The sequence below is a fragment of the Tsukamurella sp. TY48 genome, from assembly GCF_019656655.1.
In the GTDB taxonomy this organism is placed as follows: Bacteria; Actinomycetota; Actinomycetes; order Mycobacteriales; family Mycobacteriaceae; genus Tsukamurella; species Tsukamurella strandjordii.
Genome location: NZ_BPMV01000002.1, coordinates 1,101,334 through 1,115,518 on the forward strand (window position 1 = coordinate 1,101,334; position 14,185 = coordinate 1,115,518).

Annotated in this window: 9 protein-coding genes and 1 tRNA gene; 3 read left to right on the plus strand and 7 right to left on the minus strand. The window is 69.8% G+C overall.

What is annotated here, in order from left to right; genetic code table 11:
* Both TTY48_RS20935 and TTY48_RS20940 read right to left on the minus strand, forming a co-directional pair.
* The gene (locus tag TTY48_RS20935) at positions 1 to 4,233 is read right to left on the minus strand and encodes an AAA domain-containing protein (RefSeq protein ID WP_220659534.1); all 4,233 of its coding nucleotides are present in this window, start codon (positions 4,231 to 4,233) and stop codon (positions 1 to 3) included.
* 108 nt (positions 4,234 to 4,341) lie between these two features.
* A complete protein-coding gene (locus tag TTY48_RS20940) occupies positions 4,342 to 6,153 on the minus strand; it encodes a DEAD/DEAH box helicase (RefSeq protein WP_255585863.1) in 1,812 nt (603 codons plus the stop codon).
* Positions 6,154 to 6,260: 107 nt separating this feature from the next.
* Here TTY48_RS20940 and TTY48_RS20945 point away from each other — a divergent pair, with 107 nt between their 5' ends.
* Positions 6,261 to 8,036, plus strand: a complete 1,776-nt coding sequence (locus TTY48_RS20945) for a long-chain fatty acid--CoA ligase (protein ID WP_220659535.1) — start codon at positions 6,261 to 6,263, stop codon at positions 8,034 to 8,036.
* 79 nt (positions 8,037 to 8,115) lie between these two features.
* On the opposite strand, the gene TTY48_RS20950 is transcribed toward TTY48_RS20945, so the two are convergent.
* Together TTY48_RS20950 and TTY48_RS20955 are read right to left on the minus strand one after the other, a co-directional pair.
* Complete coding sequence (locus TTY48_RS20950; protein ID WP_255585864.1) at positions 8,116 to 8,493, minus strand: DUF3817 domain-containing protein; 378 nt, start codon at positions 8,491 to 8,493, stop codon at positions 8,116 to 8,118.
* A complete protein-coding gene (locus TTY48_RS20955) occupies positions 8,490 to 8,954 on the minus strand; it encodes a transcriptional regulator (RefSeq protein ID WP_220659536.1) in 465 nt (154 codons plus the stop codon). Before TTY48_RS20955 ends, TTY48_RS20950 begins: the two co-directional genes overlap by 4 nt.
* Positions 8,955 to 9,035: 81 nt before the next feature.
* Between TTY48_RS20955 and TTY48_RS20960 the strand changes: the two genes are divergently transcribed.
* Positions 9,036 to 9,117: transfer RNA gene (locus TTY48_RS20960), tRNA-Leu, on the plus strand.
* Between the two features lie 587 nt (positions 9,118 to 9,704).
* A complete protein-coding gene (locus TTY48_RS20965) occupies positions 9,705 to 11,288 on the plus strand; it encodes a hypothetical protein (protein ID WP_220659537.1) in 1,584 nt (527 codons plus the stop codon).
* A 65-nt stretch (positions 11,289 to 11,353) separates the two neighbouring features.
* Here TTY48_RS20965 and TTY48_RS20970 read toward each other — a convergent pair whose 3' ends face one another.
* From TTY48_RS20970 to TTY48_RS20980, 3 genes are all read right to left on the minus strand, one after another.
* Positions 11,354 to 11,584, minus strand: a complete 231-nt coding sequence (locus TTY48_RS20970) for a hypothetical protein (RefSeq protein WP_220659538.1) — start codon at positions 11,582 to 11,584, stop codon at positions 11,354 to 11,356.
* On the minus strand, positions 11,581 to 12,849 hold the full coding sequence (locus TTY48_RS20975; protein ID WP_220659539.1) for a S8 family serine peptidase: 1,269 nt from the start codon (positions 12,847 to 12,849) through the stop codon (positions 11,581 to 11,583). Before TTY48_RS20975 ends, TTY48_RS20970 begins: the two co-directional genes overlap by 4 nt.
* A gap of 97 nt (positions 12,850 to 12,946) precedes the next feature.
* On the minus strand, positions 12,947 to 14,185 hold the full coding sequence (locus tag TTY48_RS20980) for an LCP family protein (RefSeq protein ID WP_220659540.1): 1,239 nt from the start codon (positions 14,183 to 14,185) through the stop codon (positions 12,947 to 12,949).

The following is a 14,185-nucleotide window of genomic DNA, read 5'->3' on the forward strand; positions in this document are numbered from 1 at the left end:
CTATTCGGTATCGATGTCGAGCCCCACGGGCTCCCACACCTCGACGGTGCCGTCGGTGGCCTTCTCCCCCACCGTGAGCGCGCGCTGCAGCGTGAGCGGTTGCACGCCACGGCGATCGAGCGCCTGCAGGACCACCGACATCGCCGCATCGGGGTCGGTGAGGAAGACCGACTCGCGCACCCGCACGAACTCCCAGCCGCACCGGCGCAGCTCCCGCTCGCGTTCGATGTCCGAGCGCGCCTGCTCCGGGGTCGATGCGAAGTCCGAGCCGTCGCACTCCACCGCGAGGCGGCCGTTCTCACCCGTGACCACCAGGTCGATGACCCGGTTGTTCACGGTGACCTTGGGATTGACGTGATAGCCCATGTCCCGCAATCGCACGAACACCTGCTGCTCGAAGAGGTTGTCGAAGGGTTCCACGCGGCGGTCGGTCGGTACGTCGACCGGCATCGGCTGCGCCACCTCGACATCGGCGCGCGTGACGTAGCGCAGCAGCGACGCCCGCAGGTCGTTCGGCTTGAGATCGTCCTCGCTCACGGAGGTGAACAGCCACAGCTGATCCCGGGCGCGGGACGCGGCCACGTTGAAGCGGCGCTGGAAGTCCCGGCCGGTGAGCGCCCGGAACTTGTAGTCGGGCGCCACCACCATCGACAGCAGCACCACATCGCGCTCGTCGCCCTGGAAATCCGGCGGGGTGCCCACCCGCAGGCGGCGGGCATCCCACTCGTCCGGGTCGATGGCGGCGCGCAGGCGCCGGTACAGCTCGTCCACCTGGCCCTGGCCCTGCAGCGCGATCACGCCGAAGGTGCGGCCCTTGTACAGCGGATCGGCGAAGCACTCCACCAGCTGGTCCACGATCGCCTGGGCCTCACGGGGATTGCTGATCCGGGCGCCCTCGCCGACCACCTCGGCATCGTCGACGTGCGTCACGCGCAGCGGCACCGGACGATCGGCGCCGTAGTGCCGCACCGGGATGAGCGGCGCGTCCGAGTAGAACTGGCGCGAGGAGAAGTCGATGATCTCCGGCATGCAGCGGAAGTGCTCCCGCAGCCGCACGGTGTGCCCGAACCGGGTGCGCAGCAGGGTGAACAGGCTGGACCGCGGGGTCAGCGAATCCCGCAGGTAGGGCGGGATGTCGGGCAGTTGCGCGTCCAGCCGCGCGAAGACGTCGTCGAGGTTGACCCCGGTGAAGGCCGACGGCGCACACTGGTTCTCATCGCCCACCACGATCACGCGGGGCGCGAGCCACAGCAGGAAGCTGGAGGTGATGTCGGCCTGGCTGGCCTCGTCCACGATCACCACGTCGAAGGCATTGGGCTCGGGCGCGATCGATGCCACCACCTGCGAGATCGGCATGATCCATGCGGGCACGGCGGACTGCGCCTGTCGCATCGCCTCGCGCGCCGCCACGCGGAAGCGTTCGGCGTGCCGTCCCGAGCCACGGCCGATCGAGGCCATGTGATCGCGGTAGGCGTGCAGGGCCTGGATCTCGTCGAAGGTCATGCGGCGCAGGCACTGCCGCCACGCACTCGCCGTGGCGATCCGCGTGGTGTAGTGCGCCACGTCCTGCTCGGCGGACTGCAGATCGGCCTCGAGCTGGGCGTCGTCGGCGGGGTGCACGCGGCCGGCCGCCCACATCACCGCGCGGCGCCACGACCAGGCGGCGTTCATCTCGGGCACGCGGGTGTCCCAGACCGGATCGTCGGCGGTGCGCGCCATGAGGTCGAACAGGGCCGGTGCTTTGGTGCGCAGGCGCAGGGCGAGCAGGTCGAGCGCGCCGCGGTCGTCGCGCTCCGTGCGCGCGGTCTCCCAGGCGCGCCGGGCGTCGCGGATCGGTCCGTACCGGTACTGGCGCAGCGCGGCCACGAGGGCGTCACCCTCGGGCGACGGACCGCGTTCGACGATCTCCTGCACCCGCAGCCGGACGGTGTCCATCCGACTGTAGGCATCGCGGGCGCCGGCGGCGGCGGAGATCGCCACCACCTGCTCGGCGACATCGGCCACCTCGTCGAGATCCTTGGGACGGGGCGAGTTCTCGGACAGCTTCTGCATGGCGTGCACCATGCGGTCGCGTTCGCTGACGAGCCGCACCACGGTGCGGGCGCGCAGCAGTTGGTCCGCGGCCTGGCTGAGCCGCTCGGAGCGGGTGCGGGGCGAGCCGGTGCCCGTGGGATCGGCGGCCGGCGCCTCCAGGCCGAGCGCGGTGAGCACGGTGGCCACCCGGCCGATCGCGTCCTCCACCACCAGGTGCCGCTCGGCGGCGAGCAGGAAGTCGCGATCGGAGCCCTCGTCACCGTCGACCACGATGCCGAGGCCCGTCTGCTCGAAGTCCTTCTGCTCGGGCTTGCGGAACCGCTTGCGGGGCTCGTTGCCGTTGTCCAGGAAGCGGGCGTACCGCTCGATCGCGGTCCGGTCGTTCGCATCCGGGGTGTCGCTCAGTTCCACTGCGGCACCGTCGAGCTCGACGTCTGCGGCGCGCGCGATCGCGATCTGGTCCTCCAGGCCCACGAGGCGCGCGGCCAGGTGCGCCCGAGTACCGATCAGCATGTCCTCGGCGAGGAGCTGCGCGGACGGTGGGAACCGCCGCACCCGGTCGACGAGCTCGGTGATCACATCGGCGCGGGCCTTGATCACGCTGAGCTGATCGGCGTCCACGCCGCCGAGTACGTGGGCCAGCGCACCGTCGCCGTCGACCGCATCGCTGAGCGGCGAATCGGCCAGGATCGCGGTGAGCTGCTCGATATCGTCGACGTCCGGCACCTCGGCCGACAGATCGGGAAGGCTGTGTGCGAGCCGGCGGGAGAAGACCTCGTCGTTGCGCCGCAACAGATCCACCAGTCGCGCGAACTCGCGGGTGTCGAGCGGCGGCACCGTCCCGTCGATGGGCCCGGGCAGCCAGGAGTACTGGTCCGCGTCGCGGCGCACCTGCGTGACCACCTCGGCGGGCTTGCCGGAGTACGCCGAGCTGAGCCACTCGGACTCCTCGGTCTCGGCCGTCCGCAGCGCCCACACCTCGCGGACCAGGTCCTCGCGGCGGGCCACGGCACGGTCGCGCTTGGCGCGCAGATCCCGCAGCTCGGCGTCGGCGAGCGCCTCGGAATAGGTGGACTTACGGGTCGCGATCTCGGTGACGGACGCGGCGAGCGACGCCGAACCGTCCTTGGTGACGTCGGTGACCGAGACCACCAACTGCCGCAGCTCCGGCGGCAGCTTGTCCTCGAGGACCGCGAGGGCCTGCGCCTTCTCGGACACCACGAGGACCCGCTGCCCCTTCGCCAGGAGCGCGGCGAGCAGGTTGGCGATGGTGTGCGTCTTGCCGGTACCGGGCGGTCCCTCGACCACAACACCGGTGTCGCCGCCCATGTGGGCGAGGATGTCGCGCTGCTCCACGTTCGAGGGCAGCACGTAGTAGGCCTCGTCGAGCAGTTCGGCGGGGCCGATGGCGCCGACCTCGCCGAGCATGCGCAGCCGCTCGCCGGAATCGACCGCCTCCACCAATTGCGCCAGCCCCACCGGGACGGTGTGCTCGGGATCGGAGACGTCGGCCTTCATCGCGTCGTAGAAGCCGAGCAGCGGCGCGGACCCGCGGGTGCGCAGCACCAGCGCGGGCGCGAACTCGATGTGCGCGCCACCGTCGCGGGACGCGGCACCGAGCCACTGCTCGGTGAACTGCTCGCAGGCGGGATCGAGCACGGTGCGGGCGGTCTCGCGCAGCTCGTCCTGCAGGTCGGCCGAGCCGGACAGGTCGAACGACGGGAGCCCGGCCAACAGGAGCGAGTCCTCGACGCGGGGCACCGAATCGCGCGGCAGGACCACCGAGAGCTTGCGGCCGCGGCGGTCGCGTTCGAGCAGGACGGGCTGGGTGAGCAGGTGGGCGCGGATGCGGGTGTCGCCGTCCCGGGCGGTGAGCAGGCCCGAGGCCAGCACCAGCTCCACCGACTCGGGATGGTCGGCCAGCTCGTCGTACACGCGCAGCAGGCGGGCGTGCGGCGAATCGGGCCCGTCGTCGCCCTGGCGGGGCACGGTGAAGATGGTGCCGCCGGGCTTGGTATCGGCGTCCCAGCTGTCGGTGAGCGCGCCGGTACCGGTGAGCGGCAGGACCGCGAGGTGATCGTCCAGATCGCGCGCGACCACGGAACGGGAACGGATCAGCTCGTCCAGGTACTGCAACAGCCGGACGACGCGATCCCGACGGCCGCCCGGGCCGTCGCCCTGCTCATCGGCGGCGGTCATGTGCTCCTCGAGTCTCTCGGGTCGGCGCAGGCCGACGCTTCGGCGCGCCCACGATGGGCTACACCTTGACTAGAGGTTAATGCATATCGCCGAAGAGCCGACAGGTCATTACCTCTTGCGACCCGCGCGGAAACGCTGCTTGCCACCGGTGGGGCGGCCCGACGGTGCCCCCGGGTCCAGTTCGAGGTTGATCAGCTGGCCCGAGATCCGGGTGCGCTCGAGGGCGTCGAAGACCTCCCGGGGCAGGTCATCGGGCAGTTCGACGATGCTGTGATCGGGCCGGATGCTGATGTGCCCGAAGTCGCTGCGGCGAAGGCCGCCCTCGTTCGCGATCGCGCCGACGATGGCCGACGGGGTGGCGTGCTGCCGCTTGCCGACCGCGATCCGGTACGGCGCCATCGGGCGGCCGGTCTTGCGGTGGATCGACGGCTCCCGGTCGCGGTCGCGGTCCTTGCGGCCCCGGCCGCGGTCCTCGCGGTCGCCGAAGTCCCGGTCCTTGCGGTCGCGGGCGTTGCGCTCGCGCTCCGGCGGATCGGGCTGCAGCAGGAACGACGAGCCGTCGCGGGACTGCAGCGCGAGCGCCGCGGCCACGTCGACGAGCGGTACGTCGTTGCTGCCCACGTAGTCCTCGATCAGCTTGCGGAACAGCTGCAGGTGCTCGGAGGTGAGGTTCTCGGTGATCGACTCACCGAACTTCTCCACGCGGTGGGCGTTCACGTCCTCCACCGAGGGCAGGCCCATCTCCGTGAGCGGCTGCCGCGTGGCCTTCTCGATCGCGCGCAGCAGGTGCCGCTCGCGGGGCGTCACGAACAGCAGCGCGTCGCCCTTGCGGCCGGCGCGGCCGGTACGGCCGATGCGGTGCACGTAGGACTCGGTGTCGTGCGGGATGTCGTAGTTCACCACGTGGCTGATGCGCTCGACGTCCAGACCGCGGGCCGCGACGTCGGTGGCCACCAGGATGTCGATCTTGCCGTCCTTGAGCTGCCCGATGGTGCGCTCGCGCTGGGCCTGCACGATGTCGCCGTTGATCGCGGCGGCGGCGTGCCCGCGGGCGCGCAGCTTCTCGGCGAGCTCCTCGGTGGCCGACTTGGTGCGGACGAAGATGATCATCCCGTCGAACTCCTCCACCTCCAGCAGGCGGGTGAGCGCGTCGAGCTTGCGCTGGTGCGCCACCTGCAGGTAGCGCTGGGTGATGTTCGACGCGGTCGCGGTCTTCGCCTTGACGGTGACCTCGACCGGATCGTGCAGGTACTTCTTGGAGATCTTGCGGATCGCGGGCGGCATGGTGGCCGAGAACAGGGCCACCTGCTTGAACTCCGGGGTGTCGGCGAGGATCCGCTCGACGTCCTCCTGGAAGCCCATGGTGAGCATCTCGTCGGCCTCGTCGAGCACCAGGAACTCGAGGTTCGACAGGTCGAGCGTGCCTTTCTCCAGGTGATCGATCACGCGGCCCGGCGTTCCGACGATGATCTGCGCGCCGCGGCGCAGCCCGGAGAGCTGCACGCCGTAGCTCTGCCCGCCGTAGATCGGCAGCACGGTGACGTTCGGCATGTGCACGGCGTACTTGCCGAAGGCCTCGGACACCTGCAGCGCGAGCTCGCGGGTGGGCGCCAGCACCAACGCCTGCGGCTTGCGGCTCTCACCGTCGATCTTGGACAGCACGGGCACCGCGAAGGCGGCGGTCTTACCGGTGCCCGTCTGCGCGAGGCCCACCACATCGGAACCGCTGAGCAGCGGCGGAATGGTGGCGGCCTGGATCGGCGACGGGTTCTCGTAACCGACCTCGGCGAGCGCACGCAGCACTCGCTCGTCGATTCCGAGATCCAGGAAGGTGACGGGCTCGGGACTCTCTTGGCCGGCCTGCTCGTCGGTGGCGGCGACAGCGGTGGCGGTGCGCTCGGCACCGAATTCTTCAGACATTATTTGCCCAGCATATGTGCTATGAGTCGGTCACGCGAAACACCAGCGGAATCGGACATCCTCCGATAGGTTGGGCACACATCCCTATCGGCTTCCAGGAGGAGCACTTGCGCATCGAGGCCACGGCCCCCACCCGCACCCATGCCCCGTCGGACAACCTGACCACCAGGATCCGCACTCTCACGGAGTCGGCCCCCGGGACGGAACTGTTCCTGCGGCCCACCGGATCGGGCTGGCAGCCCGTGACGGCGGCGCAGTTCAACGAGCAGATCACGGCGATCGGCAAGGGATTGATCGCCCGCGGCGTGGGCAACGGCACCCGCATCGCACTGATGAGCCCCACCCGGTACGAGTGGGCCGCCCTCGACTTCGCCAACTGGGCGGTGGGCGGCTCCACAGTGGCGGTGTACGAGTCGAACTCGGCCGCGCAGGTCGAGCACATCCTCACCGATTCGGCGTCGATCGCGCTCATCACCGACAGCCGCGCGACCGCCGATCGGATCGGCTCCGGTGTGCCCGCCGGGGTGCCGGTGTGGGTGATCGACGAGGGCCTGATCGACGGACTGGTGGCCGACGGTGCCGGCGTCAGCGACGCCGATTACGCCGACCGCGTGTCCGCGGTGACCTCCGCCGCCGAGGCCACACTCGTGTACACGTCGGGAACCACCGGCAAGCCCAAGGGCGTGGTACTCACCCACGAGAACCTGCTGGCCGAGTACGACGCCATCTACGACGGGCTGAGCCAGATGGCGCAGCCGGGCGACAGCACCGTGATGTTCCTGCCCCTGGCCCACATCTTCGCGCGCGCCGTCTCGGTGGCCGCTGTGCAGCACGGCATCCGGGTGGCGCACACCGCCGATCTGACGAACCTGACCGGACTGTTCGCCGAGCTGAAGCCGAGTTACATCCTCAGCGTGCCGCGCGTCTTCGAGAAGGTCTACAACACCATGAGCGCGAAGGCCGAGGAGGGCGGCAAGGGCAAGATCTTCACCGCGGCCGTCGATACGGCGATCGAGTACAGCAAGGCACAGGATTCCGGCGGCGCCGGTCTGGTTCTGAAGCTCAAGCACGCCGTCTTCGACAAGCTGGTCTACGCGAAGCTGCGCGAGGCACTGGGCGGCAACTGCAACTGCGCCGTCTCGGGCGGTGCGCCGCTCGGGGCGCGGCTCGGCCATTTCTTCCGCGGCGCCGGCGTGCCGGTGTACGAGGGCTACGGCCTCTCGGAGACCAGCGCGGCGATCACCTGCAACTCCCCCAGCAGCCAGAAGGTGGGCACGGTGGGCCGCCCGCTGCCCGGCCAGGAGGTGGCGATCGCCGACGACGGCGAGATCCTGCTGCGCGGCCCCGTGGTCTTCGGCGGCTACTGGGGTCTTCCGCAGGCGACCGCGGAAGCGCTGCAGGACGGCTGGTTCCACACGGGCGACCTGGGGTCGCTGGACGAGGACGGCTACCTCTCGATCACCGGACGCAAGAAGGAGATCCTGGTGACCGCGGCGGGCAAGAACGTGGCGCCCGCGCAGACGGAGGACGCCCTGCGCCAGCACCCGCTCGTCTCGCAGGCGATGCTCGTGGGCGATAAGCAGCCCTTCGTGGGCGCGCTCATCACGCTCGATCCCGAGGCCCTCCCCGGCTGGCTCACCGCGCGCGGGCTGCCCGAGATGACGCTCGCCGAGGCCGCCGAGAACGAGACCCTGCTGGCCGAGATCGGTTCCGCCGTGGCCACCGCCAACTCGCTGGTGTCCAACGCCGAGCAGGTGAAGAAGTGGCGCGTGCTGACCACCGACTTCACCATCGACGGCGGCGAGCTGACGCCCACGCTCAAGGTGAAGCGGAACGTGGTGATGGACAAGCACGCGGGCGAGGTCGACGCGATCTACGGCTGATTCCCCTCGCGACGCAGCGCCGCCCGCCACGGATTCCGTGGCGGGCGGCGCTGTTTCGTGGGCCGGTCGATCTCGGCGGTCAGAGCTTGTACTGGGCCCGGATCTCGTCGGAGTTCTTCTTCTCGAAGTAGAAGCCCAGCAGCGGGATCGTTCCCGCGAGCAGCGTCACGAGGAAGCGCGGCGCGGGCCACTTCACCTTCACGCCCAGGTCCAGCGTGAGGATCAGGTAGATGAAGTATCCCCAGCCGTGAATGATCGCGATCAGGCCCAGCCACCCCGGGATGGGCCAGTCGAAGGCGGGCGCCAACAGGTACTTGTAGATCATCTCCGCACACAGGATCAGCAGGAAGTAGCCGGTGAAGTTGGCCATGAACCGGTAGCGGCCGAGGGCTCCCTTGACCTGATCGCGGCGCTTGGCCGCGAGCTGGTCGGCGGTCGGGGTGGGGGCGTCGGTCACTGCTTCTCCTTGGCGGTGTCTGTCCGGGGGGTGTCGTTCGCCGCGAGTTCGGCGAGCAGACGGTTGTATTCGGCGTGCGCCGCATCTTCGGGCCCATCATCGGCGGGCGACGCGGCCGCGGGCCGGCTGGGGAGGAATCCCTCGGGGATGGCCGTCAGGGACGATGCCGCGGACTTCGCACGCTGAGCGCTCGCGGCGGTGCCGTCGCCCGCTGCGGCGGCCTCTTCCTCGGCGGCCATCCGGTCTTCGAGTTCCGCCTCGTCCTCCAGTTGGACGAACCGGCGGTAGCCCCAGATGAAGGCGACGGCGAACAGCGGCCACTGCATGGCGTAGCCGAGGTTGCGCGCACTACCGGCGGTCGACTCGAACCGCCCCCACTGCCACCAACCGAGTGCGAGGCATGCCGCCGCCGCGACCACCACGAACACGATGAGTGCGGGGCGATGGCGACGACGATTCACATCCTCGACGGTACCTGTCCGGGCGTTCGACGCTGAAGACAGGTATCGTGACCTGCGCCGCAGCGGTGGACCGCTGGGCACGCGCCCGTGGCGGAATTGGCAGACGCGCCAGATTTAGGTTCTGGTACCTCAGGGTGTGGGAGTTCAAGTCTCCCCGGGCGCACTCACCCCCTTGCTGCTACTGCGCCGCCCACGCCACACCCTCCTCCGCCGGCGCATGCCGGACTCTCTCGCATGCAACCGCAACAATGGCCACCACCCCGGTACGGATATTCCGCGGGAGACCACGTTATGGCTTGCCGGTCAGACATTGAAGCCACCGATTCCGAACGCCCAGGATTTTTTCAGGTTTCACTCGCTGTGAACTCGCTGAAAAGGTCTACCAACCCCTCATTCATACCCGGTTTCAGGCGGACGCTGCGACACTCGACGCCTCGATGTATTTGCAGTTACACCATTCTTACGGCGTTCAATAACCGCGTTTCAGCGCCACGTAATTTGGCGCAGCGAACCTCTATCCAGCGACAACTTTGGTTGCCTCGGTTGCTTGGTCGCACTAGAGCCCACGACTCTTTCACTACTGCGCGGTAACAATAGGGAGAGTGGCAATACCCAATTAACGGGACTAACTGTTGCACTTACGTATTTAAGAGAATGCTGAATAAAACGTGTACAAATCCGATCGTCGTCTACTAACGTCAGCCAGGCAGACGCGAAGAAGACGCACTGCTTTCCCACTCGGAGGTCCCCATGGCTCGTCATTCAGGTTCCACCGCTCTGACGCGTTCTACCCGTCACCTGACCGCCGTCGCCGGCGCGCTGGCAGCAACCGCCGCGCTCACCACCGGCACCGCCGGCACGGCTGCCGCCGCCACGACGAATCCCCTCGATCCGGCGAATCTCGCCAACCAGCCGGCCGCCGTGCTGCTGGGTCTGGCGCCCGCCGCGCCCGGCGTGATTCCGCTGGTGGTCATTCCGGCGACATCGGCACAGATCGCTCAGGGCGTGCAGACGTGGAACGGCATTCCCATCGTCGGCTCACTGTTCCCCGCCACCAGTTCGTCCACGTCGGGCATCGGCGCGATCAACCACGGCCCCGCCGGCTGGACCGGCCTGGGCGCCGTCCAGAACGTCGGCATCAGCGCTCTCGGCCTCGGCGGCGTGAGCAATTCCTTCTACGGCGGCGTGACCTTCCCGGCCAGCAGCCTGCCCGCGATCCTCACCGCCATCTCCACCGGCAATCTGGGACCGCTCTCCACCGCCGATCTCGGCAGCATCCTGGGCAACGCCACCACGATCAACGGACCGCTGGGCAGCGGCCTGAGCCTCGATGCCTGGCTGAGCTCGATCCGGACCAACGGTGTCACCACGGTGACGCCGAACATCAAGGTCGGTGCCACGGCGCCGCTCGGCCTGGGCAATGCGTTGTTCACGTTCTCCCCCGGCGGCCTGATCTACGGCAACGGCACCGTCGGGCTCGCGGGCCCGACCCTCGGCCTGAACCTGTCGGCCCTGGGCTTCGGCGGCAACATCAACCTGGGCCTCGGCAGCATCGCCGTCGGCCCGAACGGCCTGGTCATCACCACACCCACCCTGGGCGCCGGTCTGACCACGCCGATCGGATCCGCCAACGTGGGCCTCTCCGCGGGCACCATCACCGCGGGCCTGAACGGCATCGGAGCGACCCTTCCGGTGCTCAGTGGCGGCGTGACCACCCCGATCGGTTCCGCCACGGGCGCGTTCGGTGGCGGCGGGGCGAGCCTCGGCCCGAACGGTGTCGCCGTCAACGGCCCGTCCGGGTCCGTCGCGGTGACCACCCCGATCGCGAGCGGCACCGCGAACGTCAACACCGGTGCGGTCTCCGTCGGACCCAACGGTGCCTCGGTGACCACCCCGTCGGGCTCCGCGTCCGTGACCACCCCGGTCGGCAGCGGCAATGTCGCCGTGACCCCCGGCACCGCCACCGTCACCCCCGGCGGCGCCACGGTGACCGGCCCGACCGTCGGCGGCGGCGTGACCACCCCCGCGGGCAGCGCCTCCGGCTCGGTGAACACCGGCAGCGGCAGCGTGAGCCCCGGCGGCGCCACGGTGACCGGCCCCTCGGGCACCGGCACCGTGACCGCGCCGAACGGTGCCAGCACCACCGTCACGGGCAGCACCGGTTCCGCCACGGTGACGCCCGGCGGCACCTCGGTGACCCCGGGCAGCGTCTCGGTGACCACCACGCCGGGCACCTCGAGCTCCGCGAGCAAGGACTCCGCCTCGGATTCCTCCAGCTCGTCGAGCTCCTCGAGCTCCTCCAACGAGGTGTCGAGCGGCAAGGACGCGGCGTAATCACCCACACCGCAACGAGAACGGCCGTCCCACGCATTCGCGAGGGGCGGCCGTTCCGCTGTGCGCTACTGGACCGGGCCGTCCGGCGGCGGAGCCGTGAAGCCCTGAGCGGCCTCCACGGTGCCCACGCCGTCGACGCCGCGCAGCGCCGCGAGCCGTCCCGGTTCGACCTCGCCGGTCACGATCCCGAGATTCCGGAGCACCTGATCGACCCGCAGGCCGGTGGCCCGCACGGCCTCGACGGTGGCGTCGAAGGCATCGTTCGGGCAGCTCAGGGTGACGGTGACCGGGGTCATGAGTCGACGATAGCGCCGTTCCCGTCGGTGTGGGCCAGACCGCTGCCCACGTCCGCCGAGGCGCCGTCGAGGCGTTGCGCGGTCCGGGTGAGCTGCGCCCACAGGTCCTGCCCGCGCAGGCCTGTGACCTGGGCCGCGACCGCGGCCAGCCCGGCGACGTGCGGGGTGGCCATGCTGGTGCCGCTGATCGTGTTGTAGCGCTGCGGCAGGGTCCACGACGAGTAGACCTCGACCCCCGGGGCCGCGATATCCACCTGCCCGCCCGCCACGGGGTTGCTGGTCGCCGAGAACGGGGCCACGCCGAGCGCCTGGTCGACGGCGGCGACCGCCATGATCGACGGGCTGTTGGCAGGCACGCCGACGAATCCCTTATCGCCCGGGCGGCGCGCGTTGTTGCCCGCGGCGGCCACGATGAGGGTGCCGGCGGCGAGCGCCGCGGCGCCGGCCCGCTCGTACGCGGCGGACACCTGCCGGACATCGGCACCGAGCGACATCGAGATCACCTGGCAGCCCTCGCCGAGCGCCCAGTCGATTCCGGCCAGGATGCCGGTGTCGTTCCCGGTTCCGTTGTTGGCCAGCACCTTCCCCACATACACCTGCGACGCGTAGGCGACGCCGTAGCGGCGTCCACCACCGGCGGGCACGAGCGGCCCGCAGGCCGTGCCCACGCAGTGCGTCCCGTGTCCGTGGGCATCGGCGGCGTCCTCGCCGGGGACGAAGGACCGGGTGATCACGCCGCGGTCGGCGAAATCGGGATGCCCCAAGGTGAAACCGGTGTCGAGGACCGCCACCTTGATGCCCGCGCCTCCCGAGCGATCGACGGAGGCACCGACGGCCTGCAAGCCCCAGGTGAACTCCGCGGTATCGGCGAAACGCGACGCGGCGCCGCTGGGGGTGGCGGGCTCGGCGATCCCGAGCCGCCGCGTGAGGTCGGCGACGCCGTCCCGGTAACCGGCGAGGTAATCCTCGGAGCCCACCCCGAGCGGGTAGTGCTCGAGTTCCGGTTCCACCGACAGCACATCGGGCGACGCTCCCTGCAGCGAGACCAGCTGATCCGGGTCCGCCTGCACCACGGCGATGCCCAAGCGGTCGAAGACCACCGCACCCGCGGTCTGGAGATCGTTCTCCGAGCCCGCATCCGCGGAGCGCAGCACCTCGGAGACTCCCATGACGCGGCGCAACACCCGGCCGTATTCGTCGGAGCCGGAGGGGAAGACGAGCACGTAGCGCCCGGCCTCGTTCGGCACACCGTCGATCGCGATCACACGTCCTCCTCGTCCGACGCTGCGATCAGTGAAGCGCACCGCAGCGAACTCTTAGATCCGCGTACGACACCGAGATTACCCGCGAATCGCGCCGCGTTCAGTCCACGCAGGGGATCTGGCCACCGCGCAGGGTGGTTCCCGCGTCCGGCGTGGGCCCGGCGACGGCAGTGGTGGGCGCCGTGAGACGAGGAGCGGTGGCGGCCTGCGTCGGGGCGTAGCCCACCTGGCTCGGTCCGGCGCCACCGGGCGCGGTGGTGGTCTCCTCATCGGCCGGGTCCGGAATGGACTGCCCGAAGGCCTGCTGCACCTGCGACCGGATGGCCTTGGGGTCCACGATGTTCACGGCCTGCTCGTCGATCGTGTCGTAGCCGAGCACCGGCAGGGTGGTGAAGGTGAGCGCGGTACCGGCGATCTTGCCGGCCTGCTTGGCGAACTGCTCCAGGTCCCAGCCGCTGGAGATCACCACGTCCTTCTGCGCCACCGCGATGAGCGATTGCAGCTTGCGCACATCGCCGAAGACGCCCTGGTTCTGCAGCTGCACCATCACCCCGGCGATGAACGCCTGCTGGCGGTGGGTGCGGTCGAGGTCGCCGTCGGCCAGCCCGTGCCGCTGCCGCACGAAGGACAGCGACTGCGCCGCGTTGAGCTTCTGCCGTCCCGCGGGGAAGGCGGCGCCCGAATAGCTGTCGCGCACCGGCTTGTTCAGGCACACCTCGACCCCGCCGAGGGTCTTCGCGAGATCGTAGAAGCCCACCAGACTCACCTCGGCGAACTGGTCGATCGGGACTCCCACCAGTCGTTCGACGGTGGCGAGGGTGGCGGCGCGGGCCGACTCCCGGCTGCGCGCTTCCAGTTCCTTGCGATCGGTGACGCCCTTCGCGGTCAGCTCGTCCTGCACCTCGGCCTTACGCAGACCGTAGGCCTCCTTGATCTTGCCCTTCGTACGCGACTTCACGCCGACCAAGGTCACGTAGTCGTCGCGGGGGATCGAGAAGGCCACCACCTTCTTCCCGTCCGCGGGGACGTGCATCAGGATCAGCGTGTTGGTGTTGTACCCGCCGTTGCTGCTGTCGCCGGCGTGCAACTGCTTGAGCACATCCGCGGGCAGGTCGTTGCCGTCCTGGTCCTTGCGGGTGTCGAGGCCCATCAACAGGATGTTGCGGTCACCACCGGTGGACTGCGCCACCTTGGCCTCGGCGAGGGCACCGGAGAGGTTGAACCCTCCGATCACCAGATTGGTGCTCCACCAGAGCGTCCCGGTCACGGCGAGCACGACCATCGAGAGCAGCGCGATGGCCACGCGGCCACCGCGGAATCCCGACGGTCTGCGATTCAC

Bases quoted from the DNA above. Each gene is read 5' to 3' on its own strand.
- TTY48_RS20935 (WP_220659534.1), bottom strand. From the start codon at position 4,233: ATGACCGCCGCCGATGAGCAGGGCGACGGCCCGGGCGGCCGTCGGGAT.
- TTY48_RS20940 (WP_255585863.1), bottom strand. From the start codon at position 6,153: ATGTCTGAAGAATTCGGTGCCGAGCGCACCGCCACCGCTGTCGCCGCC.
- TTY48_RS20965 (WP_220659537.1), top strand. From the start codon at position 9,705: ATGGCTCGTCATTCAGGTTCCACCGCTCTGACGCGTTCTACCCGTCAC.
- TTY48_RS20970 (WP_220659538.1), bottom strand. From the start codon at position 11,584: ATGACCCCGGTCACCGTCACCCTGAGCTGCCCGAACGATGCCTTCGAC.